This window comes from Campylobacter anatolicus, assembly GCF_018145655.1.
In the GTDB taxonomy this organism is placed as follows: Bacteria; Campylobacterota; Campylobacteria; order Campylobacterales; family Campylobacteraceae; genus Campylobacter_A; species Campylobacter_A anatolicus.
The window spans coordinates 77,115-101,233 of record NZ_JAGSSY010000002.1; the positions used below are offsets into that span (position 1 = coordinate 77,115).

General features: G+C 35.9%; 21 protein-coding genes and 5 tRNA genes. 19 read left to right on the top strand and 7 right to left on the bottom strand.

Annotation, left to right across the window (positions count from 1 at the left end):
- Nucleotide 1: 1 nt before the first annotated feature.
- The 11 genes from KDE13_RS03515 to KDE13_RS03565 all read left to right on the top strand — a co-directional run bounded on the left by KDE13_RS03515 (nucleotide 2) and on the right by KDE13_RS03565 (nucleotide 7,169).
- Nucleotides 2-1,414 (top strand): NAD(P)H-hydrate epimerase, encoded by a 1,413-nt coding sequence (locus KDE13_RS03515; RefSeq protein WP_212142859.1) that lies wholly within the window; start codon nucleotides 2-4, stop codon nucleotides 1,412-1,414.
- Nucleotides 1,396-1,971, top strand: a complete 576-nt coding sequence (purN, locus tag KDE13_RS03520) for a phosphoribosylglycinamide formyltransferase (RefSeq protein ID WP_212142860.1) — start codon at nucleotides 1,396-1,398, stop codon at nucleotides 1,969-1,971. The genes KDE13_RS03515 and purN overlap by 19 nt, the downstream gene beginning before the upstream one ends.
- Before the next feature lie 46 nt (nucleotides 1,972-2,017).
- Entirely contained in the window at nucleotides 2,018-2,737 is a 720-nt protein-coding gene (locus tag KDE13_RS03525) for a TerC family protein (protein ID WP_212142861.1), read from the top strand.
- A gap of 5 nt (nucleotides 2,738-2,742) precedes the next feature.
- Entirely contained in the window at nucleotides 2,743-4,068 is a 1,326-nt protein-coding gene (locus tag KDE13_RS03530) for an MATE family efflux transporter (protein WP_212142862.1), read from the top strand.
- Between the two features lie 105 nt (nucleotides 4,069-4,173).
- Nucleotides 4,174-4,251 (top strand) — tRNA-Pro (locus tag KDE13_RS03535).
- A gap of 8 nt (nucleotides 4,252-4,259) precedes the next feature.
- Nucleotides 4,260-4,336: transfer RNA gene (locus tag KDE13_RS03540), tRNA-His, on the top strand.
- A gap of 6 nt (nucleotides 4,337-4,342) precedes the next feature.
- Nucleotides 4,343-4,419, top strand: a tRNA-Arg gene (locus KDE13_RS03545).
- Nucleotides 4,420-4,428: 9 nt separating this feature from the next.
- Nucleotides 4,429-4,505 (top strand) — tRNA-Arg (locus KDE13_RS03550).
- 13 nt (nucleotides 4,506-4,518) lie between these two features.
- Nucleotides 4,519-4,603 (top strand) — tRNA-Leu (locus KDE13_RS03555).
- 353 nt (nucleotides 4,604-4,956) lie between these two features.
- Nucleotides 4,957-6,147, top strand: coding sequence for a NifS family cysteine desulfurase (locus tag KDE13_RS03560; protein WP_212142863.1), 1,191 nt, complete (start codon nucleotides 4,957-4,959; stop codon nucleotides 6,145-6,147).
- Between the two features lie 29 nt (nucleotides 6,148-6,176).
- On the top strand, nucleotides 6,177-7,169 hold the full coding sequence (locus KDE13_RS03565; protein ID WP_212140619.1) for an iron-sulfur cluster assembly scaffold protein: 993 nt from the start codon (nucleotides 6,177-6,179) through the stop codon (nucleotides 7,167-7,169).
- 74 nt (nucleotides 7,170-7,243) lie between these two features.
- Here the strand turns inward: KDE13_RS03565 and KDE13_RS03570 are convergent, their stop codons facing one another.
- The 6 genes from KDE13_RS03570 to ccoG all read right to left on the bottom strand — a co-directional run bounded on the left by KDE13_RS03570 (nucleotide 7,244) and on the right by ccoG (nucleotide 15,408).
- Nucleotides 7,244-7,486 carry a hypothetical protein gene (locus KDE13_RS03570; protein ID WP_212140620.1) on the bottom strand — a complete coding sequence of 81 codons (243 nt, stop codon included), beginning with the start codon at nucleotides 7,484-7,486 and terminating at the stop codon, nucleotides 7,244-7,246.
- 126 nt (nucleotides 7,487-7,612) lie between these two features.
- Nucleotides 7,613-8,995: an efflux transporter outer membrane subunit gene (locus tag KDE13_RS03575; protein WP_212141453.1), complete on the bottom strand. Its 1,383-nt coding sequence runs from the start codon at nucleotides 8,993-8,995 to the stop codon at nucleotides 7,613-7,615.
- On the bottom strand, nucleotides 8,988-12,143 hold the full coding sequence (locus KDE13_RS03580) for an efflux RND transporter permease subunit (protein WP_212142864.1): 3,156 nt from the start codon (nucleotides 12,141-12,143) through the stop codon (nucleotides 8,988-8,990). The genes KDE13_RS03575 and KDE13_RS03580 overlap by 8 nt, the downstream gene beginning before the upstream one ends.
- Nucleotides 12,143-13,291: an efflux RND transporter periplasmic adaptor subunit gene (locus KDE13_RS03585; protein ID WP_212142865.1), complete on the bottom strand. Its 1,149-nt coding sequence runs from the start codon at nucleotides 13,289-13,291 to the stop codon at nucleotides 12,143-12,145. Before KDE13_RS03585 ends, KDE13_RS03580 begins: the two co-directional genes overlap by 1 nt.
- A gap of 116 nt (nucleotides 13,292-13,407) precedes the next feature.
- Nucleotides 13,408-14,025 (bottom strand): TetR/AcrR family transcriptional regulator, encoded by a 618-nt coding sequence (locus KDE13_RS03590; protein ID WP_212142866.1) that lies wholly within the window; start codon nucleotides 14,023-14,025, stop codon nucleotides 13,408-13,410.
- Nucleotides 14,026-14,079: 54 nt separating this feature from the next.
- Nucleotides 14,080-15,408 (bottom strand): cytochrome c oxidase accessory protein CcoG, encoded by a 1,329-nt coding sequence (gene ccoG / locus KDE13_RS03595; protein ID WP_212142867.1) that lies wholly within the window; start codon nucleotides 15,406-15,408, stop codon nucleotides 14,080-14,082.
- A 143-nt stretch (nucleotides 15,409-15,551) separates the two neighbouring features.
- On the opposite strand from ccoG, the gene rpsU reads away from it, so the two are divergent.
- From rpsU to KDE13_RS03630, 7 genes are all read left to right on the top strand, one after another.
- Nucleotides 15,552-15,764: a 30S ribosomal protein S21 gene (rpsU, locus tag KDE13_RS03600; protein ID WP_169937989.1), complete on the top strand. Its 213-nt coding sequence runs from the start codon at nucleotides 15,552-15,554 to the stop codon at nucleotides 15,762-15,764.
- Nucleotides 15,765-15,873: 109 nt separating this feature from the next.
- Complete coding sequence (locus KDE13_RS03605; protein WP_212142868.1) at nucleotides 15,874-16,569, top strand: helix-turn-helix domain-containing protein; 696 nt, start codon at nucleotides 15,874-15,876, stop codon at nucleotides 16,567-16,569.
- Entirely contained in the window at nucleotides 16,566-17,201 is a 636-nt protein-coding gene (locus KDE13_RS03610; RefSeq protein WP_212142869.1) for a UPF0323 family lipoprotein, read from the top strand. Before KDE13_RS03605 ends, KDE13_RS03610 begins: the two co-directional genes overlap by 4 nt.
- A 2-nt stretch (nucleotides 17,202-17,203) precedes the next feature.
- Nucleotides 17,204-18,385 carry a glutathionylspermidine synthase family protein gene (locus KDE13_RS03615; protein WP_212142870.1) on the top strand — a complete coding sequence of 394 codons (1,182 nt, stop codon included), beginning with the start codon at nucleotides 17,204-17,206 and terminating at the stop codon, nucleotides 18,383-18,385.
- Nucleotide 18,386: 1 nt separating this feature from the next.
- Nucleotides 18,387-19,316: a D-2-hydroxyacid dehydrogenase gene (locus tag KDE13_RS03620; protein ID WP_212142871.1), complete on the top strand. Its 930-nt coding sequence runs from the start codon at nucleotides 18,387-18,389 to the stop codon at nucleotides 19,314-19,316.
- Nucleotides 19,316-19,813, top strand: coding sequence for a YajQ family cyclic di-GMP-binding protein (locus KDE13_RS03625; RefSeq protein ID WP_212142872.1), 498 nt, complete (start codon nucleotides 19,316-19,318; stop codon nucleotides 19,811-19,813). The genes KDE13_RS03620 and KDE13_RS03625 overlap by 1 nt, the downstream gene beginning before the upstream one ends.
- A 148-nt stretch (nucleotides 19,814-19,961) precedes the next feature.
- Nucleotides 19,962-21,335 (top strand): coproporphyrinogen III oxidase family protein, encoded by a 1,374-nt coding sequence (locus KDE13_RS03630; RefSeq protein ID WP_212142873.1) that lies wholly within the window; start codon nucleotides 19,962-19,964, stop codon nucleotides 21,333-21,335.
- Here KDE13_RS03630 and KDE13_RS03635 read toward each other — a convergent pair.
- Entirely contained in the window at nucleotides 21,332-22,339 is a 1,008-nt protein-coding gene (locus KDE13_RS03635; RefSeq protein WP_229204359.1) for an AI-2E family transporter, read from the bottom strand. The two genes, KDE13_RS03630 and KDE13_RS03635, sit on opposite strands and share 4 nt — an antisense overlap.
- Before the next feature lie 93 nt (nucleotides 22,340-22,432).
- On the opposite strand from KDE13_RS03635, the gene KDE13_RS03640 reads away from it, so the two are divergent.
- Complete coding sequence (locus tag KDE13_RS03640) at nucleotides 22,433-24,073, top strand: multidrug ABC transporter permease/ATP-binding protein (protein WP_212142874.1); 1,641 nt, start codon at nucleotides 22,433-22,435, stop codon at nucleotides 24,071-24,073.
- The last annotated feature ends 46 nt before the right edge of the window (nucleotides 24,074-24,119 follow it).

Below are 24,119 nucleotides of genomic sequence, written 5' to 3' on the forward strand. Positions count from 1 at the left end.
GATGAAAGGGCTATATTTAAGTACGGCTGAGTTAGACTCTCGTGCGGTGTGTGAGCTTGGGCTGAGCGAAGAGGTGCTGATTGAAAATGCAGCAACAAAAATCGCAAATTTCATACGTTCTAAATTTAAAAAAGGATCACGTTTTCTTGGTGTATGTGGTGGTGGCAATAACGGAGCTGACGTATTTGCAGCACTTCGTATGCTTGAAGGAGATTATCAAACGAGCTATTTTTTAGCGAGTTTAAATTTAAAAGATATGGCTAAAAAGCAACTTGAAAGTGCTAAAAAAGTAGGTGTAAAAGAGTGTGAAAATGAGAGTGAGTTTGATAAATTTGATTGTATTATAGATGGTATTTTTGGCTCTGGACTAAATAGAAATTTGAATGAAAAAAGTGTAAATTTAATAAATTTATTAAACTCAATAAAGGCGTTTAAAATTGCTTGTGATATACCAAGCGGACTAGACGCAAATGGCGTAGTAATGGGAGCTTGTTTTAAAGCAGATGTTACTATTACAATGGGTGCTAGAAAGCTAGGGCTTTACTCGGATGTAGCAAAAGAGTATGTTGGAAAGATAAAGGTGGCACTTTTAGGCGTGAGTGGAAGTAAATTTCAAACGCAAACGGACACATTTTTGCTAACAAAAGGCGATTTAAAATTGCCGTTTAGAGATAAAAAAAATACCAATAAAGGCGAGTTTGGACACGCATTTTTTATTAGTGGCGAGCATAGCGGAGCGGCTAGTTTAGCAGCATTATCAGCTAGTGCAATAGGGGCTGGGCTAGTTAGTGTGATAGGTGGGGACAAAACTGATATAAGTGTTATGCAAGCACAGGGCATAAGCGAGAAAATGAATGCAGGTGCGATAGGTATGGGGCTAGGACGAGATCGGTGTGGTAAGTGGCTAGATGGCATAAATTTAAAAACTTTAAGCCAAAAATCACTTGTTGTTGACGCTGATATGTGCTATGAGTCACGCATTATAGAGCTTTTAAGCAAAAACTCAAATATAGTCATAACGCCACATCCAAAAGAATTTAGCTCGCTTTTGCGTTTAAGTGGTATCGCCAATGTTGATGTTAGTGAAATCCAACAAAACCGCTTTAAATTTGCACGTGAGTTTAGTTTTAAATTCGGTTGCGTTTTAGTGCTAAAAGGAGCAAATACGATAATTGCCCAGTGTGGTAAACTCTATATCATGTGTTACGGCACAGCGGCACTTGCAAAGGGTGGTAGTGGAGATGTGTTAAGTGGGTTGATAGCTGGACTGATGGCACAAGGCTACACACCGCTAAAAGCAGCCATAACAGGAACTTTAGCTCACGCTTTATCGGCACATAAATTTAAGAAAAATAACTACGCTTTAAATCCAAAAGACATTATAAAAGGGGTTAAATGCAGACTAAAAAAATAGCAGTTTTATTCAGTGGCAACGGTTCAAATTTAGAGTCGATTTTAGAGCATGTGCATAATAAAATTTATAGCGGAGTGAAATTTGAAGTTGTGCTAACTATCAGCAACAAAGCAGATGCCTACGGTATAGTAAGAGCTGCTAAATACGGATTAAAAAGTGTTGTAATAGAAAATAAAGCTTACAAAAGCCGTGAGGAATTTGACGTAGCACTCGTAGCTGAGATTAAAAAATACGATGTGGATTTAGTTGTTCTAGCGGGATTTATGCGTATTCTTACAAGCGTCTTTACGAGTGCGGTAAAGGCGATAAATCTACACCCATCCATCCTACCACTTTTTAAAGGAGCTCATGCTATAAAAGAGAGCTATGAGAGTGATATGCAAGTTGGTGGTGTGAGTGTGCATTGGGTCAGCGAGGAGCTAGATGGTGGCAAGATCATAGCTCAACGCACATTTGAACGCACGGAAAATATGAGCAAAGAAGCTTGGGAGAGCCGCATACACGAGATAGAACATGAACTACTGCCACAAAGTATTATAAAAATTTTATCCAAATAAAATCAAATTTATAGTATTATCGTGATTTTTATCTAAAAGGATTAAAATGCTTGAATGGATAGTATCACCTGAGGCGTGGATATCGCTACTTACGCTAACGGGACTTGAGATAGTTTTAGGTATTGACAATATTATTTTTATCGCAATTTTGGTCGGCAAACTTCCACTTCACCAAAGAGACAAGGGGCGTATTGTTGGACTTAGCTTAGCGATGATAACGCGTATATTGTTGCTACTTTCTCTATTTTGGATAATGAAGCTCACAAAGCCGTTATTTAGCGTTTTAGGATTTAGTTTTGCCGGACGAGATTTGGTGCTGATACTCGGAGGGTTGTTTTTGATAGTCAAGTCAACATTAGAAATTCACTCAAGTGTTTTAGGAGAACATGAAGAGACTAAAAAGATTGACAAAAATGCACATGCAAATTTCTTCGCCGTTATCACCGAAATAGCGATTTTAGATATTGTATTTTCACTTGATAGTGTTATTACTGCTGTGGGTATGGCTCAGCACATTGAGATTATGATCATTGCAGTTATTTTAGCTGTTGGAGTAATGATGTTTGCTTCAAAAGCTATATCAAATTTCGTGGATAATAACCCAACTATAAAAATTCTTGCTCTTTCATTTTTGGTCTTAGTTGGTTTTGCACTTATCGCAGATGGCTTTGGTACGCATATACCAAAAGGCTATATCTACTTCTCGATGGCATTTTCTTTGGTTGTGGAGCTTATAAATATCTACGCCAAAAACAAGGCAAAATAGGCTTAGTGAATCTACTTAGCGACAATCTAAATAAACTCATCATCACCTTGGCTGTCCCTGCTGGGATGGCTATGATGTTTAACACACTTTATAACGTTACGGCTACATTTTTCGCCGCTCGTATCTCCACACAGGCAGTGGCTGGATTATCTATGAGCTTTTTACTTTACATTAGCATTGTTGGTATGGGGCTTGGATTTGGCTCGGCACTGACCGCACTTGTTGGCAATTCACTTGGGGCAAGGCGTGAGTTTTTAGCAAAAATTTATGCGGCAAAGGGCGTTTTTTTCGTCCTACTTTTTGGTGTGCTTATGGGGGTGTTTGGTTACAATATCGCTCCAAATTTACTTAAATTTTTAGGTGCAAATGATGAGTTTTTGGGCGAAGCACTTGATTATATGAGTGTTATATTTTTAGCATCTCCATTTTTTTTACTTGTAAAGTCGCTAAATGGCATTTTAGTTGCACTCGGAGATACAAGGACGCTTCGTAACTGGCTATTTTGCGGACTTTTTATAAATACTTTTTTGTGTTTTTTATACTCTGAAATTTTATCTCTCGGTGTTGCTGGCATCGCTTTAGCAAACGCTAGTGTGCAGCTACTTGGTACGATATTTATGTCCTATAAAGTCCGTAAAACTCATATGATAGAGTTTGACGTGATTTATAAATTTATGCCTGATACTAGGATATATATTAAAATTTTAAAACAAGCCGTTCCTGCGTGTTTAAATTATCTCTCTATGTCGCTTGGTGGGCTTGTGCTTCTTAAATTTATAAGCTATTATGGCACAGAGGCAGTTGCTGGGTATGGCATCGCTTTGCGGATAGAACAGATCGTGGTATTACCAACCATCGGTATAGCTGCAGCAGTTCTAAGTATAATCTCACGCAACTATGGAGCAAGGCAGTATGAGCGTGTGCAAATTTGTTATAAAAATGCACTTAAAATTTTAGTATATTACTGTCTTTTTGCCTGTGGTTTTTGTATACTTTTTGGGTATCATATTATTAAATTTTTTGATGATAATATTGCAGTTATCTACGTTGCTCAAAGCTATCTGCTTATAAATTCATTTGCATATATAGGTTATGGTGTGTTAAATGTTTCAGGTAGTGCCTTGCAAGCCATCAAACATCCTATGGCAGTGCTTGTTTTTAACGCACTTAGACAGCTTGTTTTACAGGTTGGTTTATATTATTGTGTTGTTTTTATCTTAAAAAAGGGGATTATGTTTATTTGGGGTGCGATGTTTTTTAATGTATATTTTATAGCTATTTGCATACTATTTTGGACGCTAAGTAAGTTAGGAAAATTTAATAAGGCTTAAAATTTGTAATTTTATTTTGAAAAATATAAATTTCCTTGACATTAAAAATATTTTTGGCTAAAATATCGCTTTTTAATGAGGTAGTGGCAAAACTTAACCCAGCCTCGGGGTGTAGCGCAGTCTGGTTAGCGCATCTGGTTTGGGACCAGAGGGCCGAAGGTTCGAATCCTTTCACCCCGACCATTTAGATGGTGAGTGTAGCTCAGTCGGTTAGAGCATCAGATTGTGGTCCTGAGGGTCGTGGGTTCGATTCCCATCACTCACCCCATTTTGGGCGCTCGTAGCTCAATTGGATAGAGCGACAGACTTCGGATCTGTAGGTTATGGGTTCGACTCCTATCGGGCGTGCCACTTATTTATGCGCTCATAGCTCAGCTGGATAGAGCAACGGCCTTCTAAGCCGTAGGCCTCAGGTTCGAATCCTGATGGGCGTACCACTTTATTATTGTTGCGGATGTGGTGAAATTGGCAGACACGCCAGACTTAGGATCTGGTGCTTCACGGCGTGGAGGTTCAAGTCCTCTCATCCGCACCATCTTTTTAATCTTTCAGAAATTTATTATTAAGTTATTTAAATTTTTACCTATTGAATTTTGTTTGTTGCTTTTGATATTTTTTAAATTTTATACATTTAAGTAAAAAATTAAAAATATTTTTGCTTAAGAAAAAAACTTAATTTTCATACTTTTTTAGTCTTATTTTATTGAAATTTGCCAGAATATTGATAAAATCTAATCTTGATAAAGAATTTCAATATAATATTTTTATCAAAATGGACCTAAATTTGAAAAAATTAAGCCAAAAATTTAAACCTTTTTTTATTAAATTTGTTATAATATCGCATAAAAAATAAAAAGGATAAAAAATATCCTAATTAAAGGCAAAATAGTGAGAGTTTATCTAGATAATAACGCTACGACAATGGTTGATCCTGAAGTATATGAGCTTATGAAACCATTTTTTTGTGAAAAGTATGGTAATCCAAACTCACTTCATAAATTCGGCTCAGAGACACACCCTGCACTTAGAACGGCCCTAGATCAGCTTTATACTGGTATAAATGCAAAAGATAGCGATGATATTGTAGTTACTTCGTGTGCGACAGAGAGTAATAACTGGGTAATGAAGGGTGTGTATTTTGATCATATCTTAAATGGTAACCGAAAGCGAGTTATCATCAGTGCTGTTGAACATCCTGCGATCCGTATGACATGTGAGTTTTTAAAGAAATTTGGAGTAGAGATAACGATACTTGATGTAAATAGCGAAGGCATTGTAGAGCCACAACAGCTTAAAGAGGCTATGAGTGATGATGTTGCATTGGTGTCAATAATGATGGCAAATAACGAAACTGGTATGATATTTCCAGTTAAAAAATTTGCAGCTATTGCACACGAGTATGGTGCTCTTTTCCACACTGACGCAGTACAGGCGATGGGCAAGATTACGATAAATGTATGTGATTTGGATGTGGACTTCTTAAGCTTCTCAGCTCATAAATTTCATGGACCAAAGGGTGTTGGCGGACTTTATATAAAAGATAGTCAGCCACTTAGTAGTTTACTGCACGGTGGAGAACATATGGGCGGTCGTAGGAGTGGCACACTTGATGTTGCTGGCATAGTTGGCATGGGTAAGGCGTTAGAACTTTCTAATAAATTTATGGATTTTGAACGTTCGCATGTAAGACGTCTGCGTGATAAGCTAGAAGATGCCTTGCTAACGATACCTGACGTTTCGGTAGTTGGAAGACGTGAAAATAGAGTGCCAAATACGATTTTGGCATCTATAAAAGGTGTTGAAGGAGAGGCTATGTTATGGGATCTAAACCGTGCTGAGATAGCAGCCTCAACAGGATCAGCATGTGCTAGTGAGACACTAGAGAGCAATCCTATAATGGAGGCTATCGGAGCGGATAAGGAGCTAGCTCATACAGCACTTAGACTTTCACTTTCAAGGTTTAATACAGAAGAAGAAATAGAGTATGCAATAGAGCATATAAGACGTGCGACGCAACGTTTAAGATCTATATCAAGCACATTTGCTTATTTACCAGAAGGACACGTAAGTGGTCTATAAATTTATAAATTAAAAAATAAGGATAAAAAATGGCAAAAAATAGTTTAATCGGTGGCTCGATCTGGGATGAGTATTCAAATAAAGTTCAAGATAGGATGAATAATCCAAAATTTATGGGAGAGTTAACCGAAGAAGATGCAAAAAGGCTAAATGCAAAACTCATAGTAGCGGATTTTGGTGCAGAGAGCTGCGGTGACGCGGTTAGATTATATTGGCTTGTTGATGAGGCGACAGATAAGATAATAGACGCTAAATTTAAAAGTTTTGGTTGTGGCACCGCGATAGCTAGTTCTGATACTATGGCGGAGCTTTGTATTGGTAAAACTGTCGATGAAGCAGTAAAGATAACAAATTTAGATGTTGAAAAAGCTATGCGTGATACGCCTGACACTCCAGCTGTTCCACCACAAAAGATGCACTGTTCTGTTATGGCATATGATGTTATCAAGGCTGCTGCTGCCAGCTATAAGGGTGTAGATCCTGAACATTTTGAGGATGAGATTATAGTTTGTGAGTGTGCAAGAGTGAGTCTTGGTACGATAAAAGAGGTAATACGCTTAAACGATCTAAAATCAGTAGAAGAGATCACCCAATATACAAAAGCAGGAGCTTTTTGTAAAAGCTGTGTCAAGCCCGGCGGACACGAAAAACGTGAATATTATCTAGTCGATATACTTCGTGATACTAGAGCTGAAATGGAACAAGAGAGATTAAAAACACAAGCTAACGCACAGGTAAATCATAGTCTAAATGATCTAAGTTTTGATGAGATGACAGTTGTTGGGCAGTTAAAGGCGGTCGAGTCGTTAATGGATAAAGAGATACGTCCTATGCTTATGATGGATGGCGGTAATCTTGAAGTCTTAGATATCCAAAAAGATAATGATAGCAATATCGACATTTACATCCGTTATCTTGGTGCATGTTCTGGTTGTGCTAGTGGTGCAGGCGGAACGCTATATGCTATAGAAAATGTTCTTCAAGAGGAGCTAAGTCCTAAAATTCGTGTAATGCCAGTATGATAAATTTTTAAAGTCGTTTGGGTAAACAAAATACCTAGACGACTTTTTGTTGTTTTGAGATACTTTAAAATTTCTTATTTGAGGTTGTGTTCTTTTTTGTGATATATTTTTCTAATAGGCATAATAAATATCGCTGCGATCAGATAAAATACTATCCCAAAAACCGCAGCCATAGCAAATATCTCACTAATATCAATCCAGGTTGCTTCTAATCTAAACTGGTCTATATAATCAATCAAAAACCATAAAGCTATACCTAAAATGATCGCAAAAGCGAAAAATCCCCAAGAAAAGATAAAGTCCAAAACCTTTTTCATAGAACTCCTTTTTAAAATTTTATAATATATAGTATCTTAAAATTTAAAAAATATGGTTAATGTAAATCAATATTTTGACGTGATATAAAATTTACACATAGGCAAAATGCCTATGTGCTACAAAATTTATTTAGTTGTCTCTTCTACTTTAAAACCACCGCCAAATGCTTTATAAACTTCAACGATAGCATTATTTAAATTAAGGCAAGAGTTTATCTCGCTAAGCTGTGTGCTAAGTAGTGCTCTTTGGGCGTCAAGAAGCGTCAAGTGATCCGCATACCCTGCATCAAACTGATTCTTGGCAAGTGTATAAATTTGCTCCTGTGAGTCTAAAAGATCTTTTGTTGCTTCAGCTACATATACGGCATTTTTGCGGTTTTGTAAAGCAATTCTAACCTCACTAAGTGCTGTTTTGATAGTTTTTTCATACTTTAGTGCATTTGAGCTTTGTGCGAGTTTGGCTATCTCAACTTTATTTGCACGTTTTCCGTAGTCAAATATGCTCTGTGTGAGCGAACTTGCTAAAGACCACAAATTTGCATTTTGGACAAAAAGCCTATCAAATTCATTTGAGCTAAATCCAAAAACACCAGTCAGTGAAAGCGTAGGAAAATACGCCGCTCTTGCGACGCCTACAAGGGCATTTGAGCTTTTTAGACTCTCATAAGCACTAGCTACATCACTCCTACGAAGTAATATATCTGAGCTTATACCAGCCTCTATCTGCGGTGCTGTAGGCATAAAATTTACCGTAGTGATGATCTCGTTTAAAATTTCATTATTATTTCTGCCGACTAGTATTGCTAAAGCGTTTGATGTTGCGATGATTGAGTTTTTAACATCAGCAAGATTTATCTGAGCACTTTGCACAGAAGCCACGCTTTGCAGATAGACCATCTGAGTTATCGTACCAGCGTCTAGCTGCTTTTTGCGGTAGTTCATCGTATCTGTATAGCTTTTAAGTGTCTTTTGTAAAATCTCTTCTTGCATTCTAAGTGCTATCAGTGCAAAGTAACTTTTGGCAACATTTGATGCAAGAGTTAATCTAGCATTTGCATAGTCGTATTTACTAGCCTGTAAGAGTGCATCTGATGAAGCAATAGAATTTCTTACTCTGCCCCAAAGATCAACTTCATAGTTTAAAACAGCACTGAGTGAAAAGCTATCATATTTTATATTATCCTGTCCTGTATAGGTCTCTCCACTTGTCCTGGCTTTACTCGCACCAGCTTCAGCACTCAAAGTTGGAAAAAGATCCGCCTTTGAGTTTTTAAGCGTTAAAGCTGCTGTTTGTAAATTTATATATGCTATTTTAAGGTCTATGTTGTGCTTTAAGGCGTCATCTACAAGTGCATTTAAGCGTTCGTCTTTAAACTCACGCCACCAATAATCATTTATATCGCTACTTTCAAATTTATATTCAAATGTTGTATTTACCTCAGGAAGCTCTGGGCGAAATGAACAACCAGCCATAAATAAAGTAATAATAAAAATAGCTAAATTACGCATTTAACTCACCTCCATCACGTTTAACAACTTTGCCTTTGCTCCAAAATTTCTCATTTAAATTTTCAAGCAGATAGTAAAATAGTGGTACGAAAAATATCGCTATCGTTGAAGCTGCTATCATACCGCCGACAACACCTGTGCCTAGCGAGTGGCGAGATGCCGCTCCAGCACCGCTTGAGACAACCATAGGAAAAACACCCAAAGTAAATGCAATAGATGTCATAATAATTGGTCTAAAACGAAGTCTGGCAGCATTTACAGCTGCGTCAAATATACTCTTGCCACTTTCACGCTCTTGCATAGCAAATTCCACAATAAGGATCGCATTTTTAGCCGAGAGTCCGATAAGCAGCAATAGACCAACTTCAAAATAAACATCATTTGTAAGCCCTCTAGCCCAAGTGGCTAAAAGTGAACCAAATACTGCAAATGGCACGGCTGTGATGACAGCAAGTGGTATAAGCCATCTCTCGTATTGAGCTGCGAGTATCAAAAATACAAATATCATACCAAATACAAATGCTTGTGTTCCAGCACCGGTTGATACAACCTCTTGATATGCTGTTCCAGCCCAAGCGATAGAGTATTCACTCTTGTTTAAAGTATTTTCTACGACCTCTTGTATGGCCTTGATTGCATCGCCTGAAGTATAGCCACTAGCAGGATCGCCAAGTACCTTTGCTGCTGGGAAGAGATTAAAGCGATCAACTAGATCTGGCCCCATACTTCTTGTAAGTGTGGCTAGTGAACCAATAGATATCATATTACCATTTGAGCTTTTTACAAAGATATTTCTTAGATCTTCTGGTGAGTTTCTATAAGTCTCTCCAGCTCTTGCATAAACGCGATAAGTCTTGCCAAACATATTAAAGTCATTTATATAATAAGATCCCATAGTTGCAGCTAATGTGTTAAATATATCTGCCTTGCTAACACCAAGTAGTTGAGCTTTTTCATAGTCTATATTTATATCAAATTGTGGGAAATTTGTCTCAAGCGTCGTTCTGACACTTGTTAGCTCTGGACGCTGACGAGCTTTATTAACTACTTCAAGAACATCCTTTTCTATCTCTTGATATGTTTTACCGCTTCTATTTTGTAGATACATTTCAAAGCCACCAGTCATAGATAGACCCATAATTGGCGGGACATTAACAACAAAGCTTAAGCTCTCTTTAGAAGGCCAAAATACTTTATTATATTTGCCAATAAGTGCATCCATACTAGTTTCAGGTGTCTTTCTCTCGCTCCAGTCTGTTGTACCTACGAAATTTACTATTGAATTCTCACGAAGTGCTCCTGCTATCATATCATAGCCGGCAAACTGCGTTATGTATTTGATATTTGGATCAGCCATAAGCATATCGCCCATTTTTTTAGTCTCTTCTATGGTTCTAGCTACTGCTGATGCTGGTGGCAAAGATGATATAACCATCATATAGCCCTTGTCCTCGCTAGGTACAAGACCCTTTGGTATGGCATTAAATAGATGTGTCATAGAGTATATGACTATGCCAATGGTGATGAGGCTTAGTATAACGTGTCTAATAACCTTAGCAACACCAGCAGAGAATATATCTGTGCTCCAATCAAAGAAGTCATTAAATTTTTGAACTATCCAAAATGGTTTATTCTCACCACGTTTTAACATTATTGCCGTAAGTGCTGGTGTGAGCGTAAGTGCAACAAAGCCAGATATACAAACGGATATAACTAGCGTAAGTGCAAACTGCTTTTGTATAACACCAACAAAACCTTCCATAAATGAAACCGGTATAAAAACTGCCGATAAAACAAGCACAATAGATATAACCGGCGTAGCTACCTCTTCCATAGCCTTTATAGTAGCATCTTTTACACTTATATCTTTTTTCTCGTGCATTATACGTTCTACATTTTCTATAACTATGATCGCATCATCAACGACTATACCGATAGCGAGTATAAGACCAAATAGAGTTATTAAATTTATTGAAAAGCCCATCGCATAAAAACCACCAAATGTACCTATGATAGATACTGGTACCGCAAGCATAGGTATAATAGTTGCACGGATACTTTTAAGGAATAAATACATAACTATCATAACAAGAAACATAGCTTCAATAAATGTCTTAATAACCTCTTGTATGGATACTTCAACAAATTTTGTAGTGTCATATGAAATTGTGTGTTTAAAACCTTTTGGATAACTTGCAGAAAGCTCTTCTAGTCTCTTTTTAACAAGGTTAGATGTCTCAAGGGCATTTGCATCGTTTTGCAAAAGTATAAGCATAGGAACTGTATCTTGGTTGTTTAAAAAGCCGTTAAACGCGTAACTTCGTGAGCCTATGTTTACATCTGCCACTTGTTTTAGTTTAAGCATAGTACCATCTGAGTTTGCTCGTAAGATTATATTTTCAAACTCTTCAACTGTCTTGTATCGTCCATCAGCCTTTATAGAATATACATACGGGTTTTTAGAATCTTGCAAAGGTTGTTCGCCGATTTTACCAGCTGCGTATTGTTTATTTTGAACTGAAACGGCATTTAATACCTCTGAAACGCTCATATTAAATTTAGAAAGCTGATCTGGTTTTAGCCAAATCCTCATAGCATATGCTTGTTCGCCGATAACAGTAGCATCGCCGACACCTTTGACGCGTTTAATTTCATCGGCAATATTTAAAAGCACATAGTTTGCTAACTCACGACGTTTCATATTTGGATCATCTGTAGTAAATGATACGACTTGAAGTATGGAACTACTTCTTTCGCGGACTATAACTCCTACTTTTTGCACTTCATCAGGCAGACGTGATAGGGCAGCTTGAACGCGGTTATTTACATCTATAGTCGCTTGCTTAGCACTTGAACCGATTTTAAAATATACATTTAAGCTCATAGTGCCACTTGAACTTGAGGTGCTTTGGATATATATCATATTTTCAACACCGTTTATCTCATCTTCAAGGATAGAAGCAACTGTTGTCGAGATAGCTTCAGCATCAGCACCTGTGTAAGTAGCACTTACACTTACTTGTGGCGGAGTGAGCTTGGGATACTCCTCTATTGGAAGTCCGAGCATTGATACCAAACCAGCTATAACGATGATAATCGATACAACGGATGCAAATATCGGACGATTGATAAAAAATTTAGAAAACATTACTTGTTCTCCTTGCCTTGTGTATCAACAACTACCGGTGAACCTATGCCGATCTTTTTAAAGTTATTTGTGATGATGAGATCACCATCTTCTAGCCCTTCACTCACATAAGCCTCTGCAACTTTTTGATATACGATTTTTATAGTTTTTTTAGCTACTTTGCCATCTTTTACAACATAGACATAAGGGCTTATTATATCTTGTAGTATTGCAATTTGAGGTATCACAAAACTATCTCTTTGTATAAAGCCATCCATTGATATAGTTGCAAATATACCAGGAATAAGCTTACCATTTTTGTTGTCAAACTCAGCTTTTGCTAAAACGCCACCACTACTTTCATCTACAACGCTATCTATAAATTTAACTTTTCCAGTGTAGGTTTGTCCATCTATTTTTAGATTAGCTTCTTCGTTTATCTGCTCCCAGCTATTGTTATCTAAATTTTTAACTCTATTTAGATTGTCGATATCTGTGATATAAAATCTCACATCTATAGGGTCGATCTTAGTTAGTCTAACTAGCTCTGTACTACCAGCTGCAACATATGTGCCAACATCTACTAAATTTTCACTTACGACACCAGAAAATGGTGCGGTTACATTTGTGTAACCTAAGTCGATTTTAGCATTTTTAGCATTTGCCTGAGCACTTTGCAAAGCCGCGTTTGCACTATCGTGTGTCGCAACTGCTGCGTCATACTCTTTTTGTGATATTGCTTTTTGTTTAAATAGTGACTGGACGCGGGTTAGTTCACTTTTTGCATTTTTTAAATTCGCAGTAGCTTGTGCTATACTGGCTTCATATGCATCATATGTGGCTTGATATTTTGATGGATCTATAATAAATAGTATCTGACCTGCTTTTACGCTATCGCCGGGCTTGAAATTTTGTTTTATGAGTGTGCCTGAAACTTTTGGTTTTAGCACAACATCTTGTTCGCTTTGTATCTTGGCTGGATATTCAAAGCTCATAGGATAACTACCCTTTTTTGCAACTATAACGTCAACGTGAGCAGGGGGAGGCATTTGCCGTTGTGATGTTGCTACAGAGTCTTGTTTTTTCTTAAATATATTTATGTCATCTAGGCAGCCTGTGAGAAAGACAGACGCAACTAATACGAGCGATAAATTTAAAATTTTGCCCATGTGTTCTCCTTATTAATTTTTTAAATTTATGTTGGTTATAAAGCAAGTAATATATATTACACTTTACTTCAAAAGAGAACGATTATACCACAAAACATATAATAAAGTCAATAATGTTATCTATAAATTCCGTGCAAAAAGAGGTCAACTACTTTTCTAACATTTTCTTCTTTTTGCTTTTCATCCATTTTTATCTCTTTACCGAGTATAACGGCGTCAAGATGGTATGGCTCACGTACAAGAGCACAAAATTTAAGAGCAATTATGTTTAAATCATAGTTTTTAAGCTTTGGTCTTATATCATCTCTTTGTAGATAATTTGTCAAAATTTTGCAAGTTCTGCCGACTATATTTGTAGTAAAATTTTCACAAAGGTCTTTGCTTTTATAGCATTCGCTAAGCACTAAACGAGAAAGGGCAATCGAGTCTTTTTGACAAAACAGATCAAGATATATCATGCCAAATCTAAATAAAATTTCTTCCAAATTGTTTGAAATTTGCATATTCATCTTCTCATCAAGATCTTTTAAAACATTATCCATATTTTCTTGTATTATGGCTATAAAAAGTCCATCTTTATTTTTAAAAAATTTATAAATACTGGCCAATGAGCCACCGCCTTTTGAAACTATATCGTTTAAACTAGTGTTTTCGTAACCCTTTTTCAAAAACAACTCAAGACCTACGTTCATAATGGTTTCGTAACGCTTTTTACCTTTTTCTGAGATACCCATAAATTTATCCTGTTACATTTGATTTATTATTTTTGCATAATTGTAGCACAATTATTATGGATATACAAATATACTTTCCCTATTTACATTAATTTTATCTTTATCATCTATTGCAAAAGCATTTATATTTATTTTTTTTGTTTTATCTCTTATCGTGACTATATCGGCATTTGAGCTAAGTGTTACTATGACGCGTTGTTTAAATCCTGCCTTTATTTCTATCGATTCTTTTGGTTGAATTATTTTTAAGTTTGTATCATTTACATCAAAATAATATGAATGATTTTTGCTATCTGTGTTTTGAAATAAAAATATATATGAGTTTTCTATGCTTCCATCTTTTGTGATATTATAAAGCTCACTAGTACGATTTATGTTTAAAAGCATATGCTCTTTTTTGCTACTCATCAAAGCCAAAGCAACACAAGCTACACAAAGTATTGCTACATAAGCTATCGTTCTAAAACGAGCATATTTAACCTTTGTATGAGTTTTTTGTGCATTTTGACTTGTCCAATTGATAAGTGAAGGGAGATTAAAATTTGCCATTACTTTAGCACACGCATCGGAGCATTCAAGGCAGTTGATACACTCAAGTTGCATACCTTTTCTAATATCGATATGTGTTGGACAAATTCTAACACACGCCTCACAACCAGTGCATTGTGCCGCTGGTTCTAGTGGTTTTTTCTGTAGCTTAATACCTTTGTCATAAATTTTACCACCACGCTCTTCGTTATAAATTACTTGCACTGTGTCATTGTCAAACATAACTGATTGTACCCTAGCGTAAGGGCAGATATAGACGCAGAAATTTTCGGCTAGTATAGTTATGTCATAGACTAACCACGCTGTTATACAGGCTAAAAAGCTAATTAATATTTTGTGATTTGCAACATCTATGAGGTAAAGGAAAAAGTCCTCTGGTGGCACGAAATACCACATAAAGTTACAGGCGATAATAGCAGATATGAGCGTCCAGATAAGAACAGCCAAAATTTTTTTAAGCATATGTCCTTCTATAGATTTTTGTTTGTTGCTTACATTTTTGCGAATTTTTAAAATTTTTGTCTGTATAAGATCACGATAAACTACGCGAAACATCGTCTGCGGACAACTCCAACCACACCACACACGCCCACCAAGTGTAGTGAGAAAAAATATAAATAAAAATAGTATGATAAATAAAAATGGCATAAGATATAGCTCTTGCATATCAAATTTAGTAAATAGCAGATGAAGGCTACTCTTATCAAAGCTTAGTAAGAAAAAATGGTTACCATTTATGCGAATAAAAGGTAATACAAACGCGATAATCGTGATGATTGCAAAAACAAAATAGCGATTTCTTGCGTAGTTTTTAGGAGTTTTTAGTAGGCTCATAATGACTTCCTAGTAATATTTTTATAAATTTTATCGGATTTGATTATAATCCTAATAAAATGAATTTATACTGAAAATTTGTAAATTTAAAAATTTTAAAGTATAATTACATCTTACTTTTTAATTGAAAGGTGGTGAGGACGTTGCCTGGCATTAAGGTACATCCTAATGAGTCTTTTGACGAAGCTTATAGAAAATTTAAAAAGCAAGTTGATCGCAACTTAGTCGTAACTGAAGTTCGTGCTAGACGCTTTTTTGAGCCTATGACTGAGATCCGCAAAAAACAAAAAATTGCGGCTAGAAAGAAAATGCTCAAACGTTTATATATGCTTAGACGCTACGAGTCAAGACTCTAAAACCCAAACAGACTGGCTTTGGCTAGTCTGTTTTTATTCATTTTAACTCTTTTTTATTCTGCTTTGTTATAATAGCTTTATTTAAAATTTAAGTTAGCATAGGAAATTTATGCAAAGATTAAATGTTACTGACGCTGCAGAGATTCTTGGTATAACCAAAGAAGCTGTCTATAACCGTATACGGCGTGGTTCGCTAAAATCAATTGAGAAAAACGGACAGAAATTTGTCATATTAGACGATGAGTCAAATTTGCAGCGACAAAAGTCAAAAAGCGAAGTAAAACTTGCAAAAATGCCAACAACTAAGCAAAATGAGTTAAAAAACGATGAGTTTATAAAGTATCTTTTAGCCCAGATTGATGAGATGAAAGCTATAAATTTAAACCTACAAGCTGATAAAGAGCGACTTTTCAAAGAAAAAGAGCAGATGCTAGTTGAAAGCAAAAATGAAATTTCTCAAATTTATAAAGAGCGTGATGAGAAACTTATGCAGTTTTTAGATGCTATAAAACATCCGTTTTTAGCCTATAAAGATGAAGAGGCGATAGAAGCGGTTGTAGAAGAGAGCGGTGTGAGCGATAGTAAGGGTGCAGCTAGCCAAAACTATAAAAATGATGAGCAAAGCACGAAGTGGCAGAGTCTTAGTGAGTATTTAAGAGTGTTTGAGTTTGATAAAGTTAGACGCAAAAAGCTACAAAATAGAATAATCCGACAAATTGGTCGTTCTAAATTTATTAAATTTAAAAACGGCATAATTTTAGTTAAGAAAAATAAAACGTTAAAAGAGTTAATGGGAGAGATATGAAACATATAAAAAAGATAGCTACTTATGCAGCTATAGGTGGTTTTGGTGCGGTTGTGATGGCAGGACTTTTAGGGTGTAGCGGCAACGAGAAGTCAGGCGATGCAATGAGTGAGGTTGCACAAAAACAAGGTGCCTTTGTCATTATAGAAGAGACAGCACGAGGGCAGTATAAAGTGCTTGAGGAGTATCCAAGTAGTGAAACAAGAGTTGTGCTAAAACAACTTGATGGCACAGAGCGAGTGTTAAGCAAAGAGGAGATGGATGCACTTGTGGCAGAAGAAAACGCCAAGATAGACAATGGCACATCAAATTTAACCAAGTCTGACGCACAGTTAAGTAGCGGTGGAGCGAGTTTAGGCGAGATATTACTTAGCTCTGCTGCTGGTGCAATAATAGGCAGCTGGATAGGCAACAAACTCTTTGGCAATCAAAATTTTCAAAATCAACGCCAAACAGCGTATAAAAACCCAAGTGCATACACACGCTCTGTAGATAGCTTTAATAAGGCAAAGTCTACGACAAGTAGTAGTCCAAAGGGTAGTTCTAAGAGTGGTTTTTTTGGTGGTAACTCTGGCTCAAGTGGATCAAAAGCTACTAGTTCAAGATCAAGTAGCCAAAGCTACGGTGGCTAAAGATGATAAATTTAAAGAAAATTCAACCCTTAAACAATGAGTTTATGAATCAGCTTGGATTTGCGTGGCATACAGATGCTGATGGTAGTGCGTATGTTGCAGATGAGCTTGTGGCGGTTAGTAGTGATGAAGCAGAGGCGTATTATAGGGCAGTAAATGAGCTATATGATATGTATATAACAGCTGCACAGCATATAATAGATAATAACTTATTTCATGAGGTTGGTATACCTTTTAACCTAGTTGATCTTATAAAAGATAGCTGGGAGAACGAGGTGCATTGGCATTTATATGGACGTTTTGATTTAGCTGGTGGATTAGATGGTAAGCCTATAAAACTCATCGAGTTTAATGCAGATACACCAACAGCAGTGTTTGAGACAGCGATCATTCAGTGGGCGATGCTTAAATTTAATAAAATGGATGAAGCTAGTCAGTTTAACGATCTTTACGCAGGATTAGTGGAGAATTTCAAACGTCTTATCGTGCTTGATGGCAATACGGTGGAGTTTGATAAATTTTATGAAGGCTGGAAAATTTTATTTAGTTGTGTAGCTGGTAGTATAGAGGATGAAAATACAACAAAACTACTTCAAAGTGCAGCTAGCGAGGCTGGATTTGAGACTGATTTTGCTTATATTAATGAGATTGATTTTAGCGATGAAAATGGCGTATTTAAGGGCGATGTGAATTATGAATATCTATTTAAGCTCGTGCCTTGGGAGGATATAGCGATACAAGAAAGCACGCTTGCACTAATCCTTAAAAATATCGTACAAAATCAAAAGGCAATCGTGCTTAATCCTGCCTATACGCTACTTTTTCAAAGTAAGGGAATTTTAAAAATTTTATGGGATCTTTATCCAGATCATCCACTACTTTTACGTACCTCTTACGAGCCACTTAATGGTGTAAAATGTGTTAAAAAGCCAGTGTTTGGGCGTGAGGGTGCAAATGTTTCCATAGTAGAAAAAGATGGTAGCGTGAGCTTAAAAAATATTGGCGAATACGATGAAAGTCGTAGTGTATATCAGGAATTTTATGAGTTTAACACAGATATTAGCGGAGCAAAGTATCAAGCTGGAGTATTTTTCGCGTATGAGGGTTGTGCATTGGGATATCGCAAAGGTGGTGAGATAATAAATAATACCTCAAAATTTGTAGGACATTATATAAAGGATTAAGATGAAGATAGTATGTCTTGATGCCGATACTCTTGGTGATGTAGATCTAAGTGTCTTTAAAAAATTTGGCGAGTTTATAAGCTACGATGTAACTAAGCCGGATGAGCGTATAGTTCGATTAAAAGACGCAGATATCGTCATCACAAATAAAGTCATAATAGATAAAGAGGTAATGGATGCTACAAATTTAAAGCTCATCTGTATAAGTGCGACTGGTATGAATAACGTTGATCTATCCTACGCCACACAAAAGGGCATAGTAGTTAAAAATGTTGCAGGATATTCAACAAATAGCGTAGTTCAGCATACTTTTGCTTGTCTGCTAAGCTTAATAAATCAGATTAAATTTTATGATGATTACGTTAAAAGTGGTGAGTGGGTAAAGAGCGATATATTTACAAATCTGGACCGCACGATAGGTGAGATAAGCGGTAAAAAATTTGGTATCATAGGACTTGGCGAGATCGGTCGTAGTGTGGCAAATATGGCGTGTGTATTTGGAGCAGAGGTGTGTTATTACTCAACTAGTGGACGCAACCAAAATATTAAATTTAAACGCATTGAGCTTGATGAGATGCTAACAACTTGCGATATTATAAGCATACATGCAGCACTAAATGAAAATACTAAAAATTTAATCAGTAACGAGAAGCTAAATTTAATGAAAAATGGTGCAGTGTTGATGAACTTTGGACGTGGCGGTATTGTTGATGAAAGTGCGGTGGCTAGGGCGATAGATGAAAATAATCTACGCTTTTGCACTGATGTGCTAGAGAGTGAACCAATGAGAGAGAATCATCCGTTTTTAAATATCAAAAATAAAGAAAATTTGATAATCACACCGCACGTTGCATGGGCTAGTAAAGAAGCACGTGAAAAACTCATCAATTTAATAGCTAAAAATATAGAAAATTATATAAAGGAGAGTTGATGGCTAGTGAGCATAGCTTTGACATAAGTGCTGAAGTGGATATGATGGAGGTGAAAAATGCACTTGAAACCTCTAAAAAAGAGTTATCGGCTAAGTATGACTTTAAGGGGATTACGGCTGAGATAGAGCTAAATGAGAAAGATAAGACGATCACGCTTTTAAGCAGTAGTGATAATAAAATAGATGCTTTAAAGGATATAGTCATATCAAAACTGATAAAGCGAAATATACCGCCTGTTGCAGTGAGTGAGACAAAGCGTGAGAGTGCGAGTGGCGGTAATATAAAAGCAACTTTAAAACTCAACGATACTCTTGATAGCGAAAATTCAAAAAAGATAACCAAAGCCATAAAGGATACAAAGCTAAAGGTTATAGCCACAATACGTGGCGAAGAGGTTAGAGTGAGTGGAAAGAGTATAGATGATTTACAGGAGTGTATTCGACTTGTAAAAGGGTTAAGCTTAGAACTTCCAATAAGTTTTAAAAATTTAAAATAATATCTAAAATCGCACTTATATGGTATAAATTAGGTGCAGTTTTTGACTATAAATTTACCCATCTTTATACAATTAAAAGAAAAATTTAGTTAAAATCCGCTATTCTTAATAGATTAATTTAATAATAACTTATTTAAGGTGATTAATTATGGTTTTTAAAAATATTATTGAAAATTTTGCAGTAAATTATGCTCATAATACAATACAGAAGTCCCTTTATAATGAATTTAATATAAAAATTTTAGAAAAAGATCAAAGATATATAAAAACACCAAAAGATGGTAAAAAATATATGCTTTACGCACATGTACCATTTTGTCATACATTTTGCCCTTATTGTTCGTTTCATAAATACCATTACGAACAAGAGCTTGCTAAGGCTTATTTTAAAAATTTACGTGAAGAGATGCGACAGATAAAAGATGCTGGATTTAACTTCAGTTCGCTATACGTTGGCGGCGGTACGACGCTCATAAATGAGCCAGAATTAGAAAAGACCCTTCGTCTAGCAAAAGATCTTTTTGACATAAAAGATATCTCAGCCGAAAGTGATCCAAACCATATCTCGCACGAGAGTTTGGCTAGATTCGATGGACTGATAGACCGCCTAAGCGTAGGAGTGCAAAGCTTTGATGATGAGATATTAAAGCGTGTCGGCAGATATGAGAAATTTGGAAGTGCCACTGAGGTTAGAAAACGTCTTGAAAAGGCTATTGGAATGCTTCCTGTTATAAGTTTGGATCTGATATTTAATCTACCAAATCAAACAAAAGAGCAACTTATAAACGATATAAACGTATCAAAAGATATTACGCCACAGCAGATCACGCTATATCCATTGATGAAATCAGAGCTAACACGTGAAAATATAGCTAGAACACTAGGTATTTCAAATGTTGATAATGAGCGAGAATTTTATGAAACTATCGTGAGTGAGTTTAATAAAGGTGGTTATTATCAAAGCAATTCGTGGGCATTTTCGAACCAGAAAAGTGCTGATATGCGTGATGAGTATGTTGGCTCAAATCACGAATATGTCGGCATCGGCAGTGGTGCATTTAGCTTTTTAAATGGAGAGCTTGTGATAAATGCATTTAATCTTTTAGACTATGGACGTAAGATAAAGGCCAATGAGAGTGCAGTTATCGCAAAATGTAGTTTTAAACGCAAAGAGAGGCTAAAATATATATTCTTAACTGAGCTTTTTGATGGTAGCGTAGATGTTACAAAATACAATAAAAATAATAATGCAAATATCTATAAAGATCTATTTGTAGAGCTAAATTTATTAAAACTCGTAAATGCGATTTATGAAGAGCAGGGCAAGATAAAGCCTACATTTTTTGGGCGTTATATCTGCGTTGTGCTTATGCGTGATTTTTACGCTGGTATGGATAAGGTGCGTGCTATATTTAAAGATGACGCAAAAATAAAACGTAGCAAAAATATCCATATAATGAGTGAAAATACTGAGCTAAATTTTGAAGAGATTATCAACAGTCCACGTGCTGCTATGGGCTAAACTTTATCACTAAGTAAAATTGCTATAAATTTCGTACTAGGGTTTGCATCAAGTGCTATTTTTAGACTCATTGTAAGTGGCACAGCTAAAAACATACCGCCAATGCCAAACAAAAATCCCCAAAATAGCAAGCTAAGGAGCACAACAAGAGTACTTATGCCAAGACCTTTTCCTAAAAATTTAGGCTCTATGAAATTTCCTATCACAACATTTACCACTAAGTATAATGTTATAACCCAAATAGTCGTGGCTATATCATTTAGTAAAAGTGCTACAAATATCGCAGGAAACGCCGCTATAATAGAACCAATAGTAGGGATAAAATTTAATACAAATGCTACGATGCCCCAAAGTGGTGCATAAGGGACATTTAAAATTTCAAGTCCAAGCCATACAAAAACACCAGTTGCAAACGATGCAGCAGATTTGATGGCTAAATAGCGTTTTAAATTTGATATGAAAGTATCGACTATATGGTGAGTTTGTGGATTTTTATTCGCAAAATATTCAACTTTTTGAGAAAAAATTTGCGTTTCAAATAGCATAAATGTGACAAGCAAAAGTACAAAGAATATCTTTGAAGCAAGTTGTGTACTACTTCTTAAAATCGAGCCAAGACTTGCAAAAATTTTACTTGATTCAAACTCGCTTGGGACGATTAAATCTTGTAAATTTGTAATTCCGTAACTACTTATAAATGACATTATATTATCGCTAAAGGTTTTAAATTTAGTTTGTAGTTCAGGCAAGTGTGAAAGTAATCCATTTATCGTGCTTATAACTGTATTACCAATAAATCCGAGTGCTATAAATATCGTCGTTATAACGAGTATAAAGGCTAAAATTCGTGGAATTTTAAGATTTTCTAGCTCTTTGATGACAGGCGAGATGATGATAGCTATGAAAACTGCCATTAAAAATGGCAAAATAACGACACTTGAGAGCTTAAGTCCACCTGCTATCACGATAAAACTAGCTATATAGACAACTGTGATATTTCTCAAAATTATCCTTTAAAATTTTAAGCAATTATAGCTAATATTATCAAATTTTATTCTAAGTGTGATATACTCAGATTTTAAATTTTAGGTGGCAGAATGATAAAAACTCTCATAAAAGATAGCAAATTTATAATAGCGAAGATAGTACTTCTTACGATTATCTTTAGTGGTTTTGGTATAGGCGTTTTGGCGTTTATAAATGATCGTTTGCTTGGTGCAAAAGAGTTTAGCCTTACTCTTGCTGTGCAGTTTATAGTGATACTGATTGTATTTTTTATAACGGCAGTTTATGCTAATGTTACGCTTACAAATTTTGGGCATAAGCTAGTTTTTGAGCTACGCTATCGCCTAATAAAGCGTATCTTAGACACTCCAAATTATAAATTTGACGCTACCACACGTGCAAAGATCATTGCTAGTTTAAACTCAGATATAAAGACTATATCATTTGCTTTTATGAGTGCCCCTAGCCTGATACAAGGCTCAGTTTTTATCGTCGCTTCAAGCCTTTATATATTTTACATATCGTTAAAATTATTCTTATTTGTAGCTGTTTGGATCGGTATAGTTTTAGTAGTAGGTGCATTTTTGATGAGAAAGATCAGGCACTATTTCATACTTTCAAGAAAAGATGATGATGAGTTGCAACAAAGTTATAATGATATAGTCGAAGGACATCGTGAACTAAGCTTAAATCGCGATCGAGCAAGGATCTGTTTTGATGAGCTAAATGCAATTGGCGAGAGAAAACGCATAAGTATGTCAAAAGCTGATATATACCACTCCATCTCTGATAATTTTACAAATATTATGCTCCTTGGAGCAGTTGGGATTTGCTTATTTTTATGCGTCAGTCTTGAGTGGGCTAGTCTGCAAACTGCCGTAACCGTGAGCCTTGCAATACTTTTTTTGCGTGGTTCATTTATCGGCATCGTCTCAGCCATTCCTGCTACACTTAGTGCAAAGGTGAGCTTAGAAAAGATAGCGAATTTAAACATTGTTGAGTATCAAGACGGGTTTAAATTTGATAATATTTTGGATAAAAACTGGCGTAAAATTTTATTTAAAGATGTTAGTTTTAGCTATGCGGATGATAAATTTAGTATTAGGAATTTAAATTTGCAGATAAATCGCGGTGAGCTTGTATTTGTTATCGGTAAAAATGGCAGTGGTAAAAGCACATTTTCAAATATATTGTGTGGTCTTTTGCCACCAAGTAGTGGCGAGATGTATTTAGATGATGTGCGTATTGATGATTTAAATATCAGATCTTATCAGTCAAACATAAGTGCCGTTTTTACAAATTTTTATCTATTTTCTCAGGCTATCGGTGCGGATGGAAAGGGGGCTGAGGCAAAAAATAGTGATGAGATTTTAGCACTGCTTGAGATGGATAAAAAGATAAAAATTTTAGATCATAGACTTAGCACAACTTCACTTTCTCAAGGTCAGCGAAAGCGTCTTGGATTATTTATTGCTCTACTTGAGAGCAGGAGTTTGCTTGTACTTGATGAATGGGCGGCGGATCAAGATCCGATATTTAAGCGTATTTTTTACTTAGAAATTTTACCAATGTTACGTGATAAAGGCATTACTATAGTTGCCATTAGTCATGATGATGTATATTTTGATGTGGCTGATCGTATAATACTTGTAAAAGATGGCATTATACGTGAATTGCATGGCGATGAGCGTAAGACGACAAGCAAGGATGCTGTAGAAAAGCTTAAAGAATAGAGCTTCGTTTTTACACAAATTTTAAGTGCAGTATATTATTTGGCTA

Bases quoted from the DNA above. Each gene is read 5' to 3' on its own strand.
- KDE13_RS03515 (WP_212142859.1), top strand. From the start codon at position 2: ATGAAAGGGCTATATTTAAGTACGGCTGAGTTAGACTCTCGTGCGGTG.
- purN (WP_212142860.1), top strand. From the start codon at position 1,396: ATGCAGACTAAAAAAATAGCAGTTTTATTCAGTGGCAACGGTTCAAAT.
- KDE13_RS03525 (WP_212142861.1), top strand. From the start codon at position 2,018: ATGCTTGAATGGATAGTATCACCTGAGGCGTGGATATCGCTACTTACG.
- KDE13_RS03565 (WP_212140619.1), top strand. From the start codon at position 6,177: ATGGCAAAAAATAGTTTAATCGGTGGCTCGATCTGGGATGAGTATTCA.
- KDE13_RS03570 (WP_212140620.1), bottom strand. From the start codon at position 7,486: ATGAAAAAGGTTTTGGACTTTATCTTTTCTTGGGGATTTTTCGCTTTT.
- KDE13_RS03575 (WP_212141453.1), bottom strand. From the start codon at position 8,995: ATGCGTAATTTAGCTATTTTTATTATTACTTTATTTATGGCTGGTTGT.
- KDE13_RS03580 (WP_212142864.1), bottom strand. From the start codon at position 12,143: ATGTTTTCTAAATTTTTTATCAATCGTCCGATATTTGCATCCGTTGTA.
- KDE13_RS03585 (WP_212142865.1), bottom strand. From the start codon at position 13,291: ATGGGCAAAATTTTAAATTTATCGCTCGTATTAGTTGCGTCTGTCTTT.
- KDE13_RS03590 (WP_212142866.1), bottom strand. From the start codon at position 14,025: ATGGGTATCTCAGAAAAAGGTAAAAAGCGTTACGAAACCATTATGAAC.
- ccoG (WP_212142867.1), bottom strand. From the start codon at position 15,408: ATGAGCCTACTAAAAACTCCTAAAAACTACGCAAGAAATCGCTATTTT.
- KDE13_RS03605 (WP_212142868.1), top strand. From the start codon at position 15,874: ATGCAAAGATTAAATGTTACTGACGCTGCAGAGATTCTTGGTATAACC.
- KDE13_RS03610 (WP_212142869.1), top strand. From the start codon at position 16,566: ATGAAACATATAAAAAAGATAGCTACTTATGCAGCTATAGGTGGTTTT.
- KDE13_RS03615 (WP_212142870.1), top strand. From the start codon at position 17,204: ATGATAAATTTAAAGAAAATTCAACCCTTAAACAATGAGTTTATGAAT.
- KDE13_RS03620 (WP_212142871.1), top strand. From the start codon at position 18,387: ATGAAGATAGTATGTCTTGATGCCGATACTCTTGGTGATGTAGATCTA.
- KDE13_RS03625 (WP_212142872.1), top strand. From the start codon at position 19,316: ATGGCTAGTGAGCATAGCTTTGACATAAGTGCTGAAGTGGATATGATG.
- KDE13_RS03630 (WP_212142873.1), top strand. From the start codon at position 19,962: ATGGTTTTTAAAAATATTATTGAAAATTTTGCAGTAAATTATGCTCAT.
- KDE13_RS03640 (WP_212142874.1), top strand. From the start codon at position 22,433: ATGATAAAAACTCTCATAAAAGATAGCAAATTTATAATAGCGAAGATA.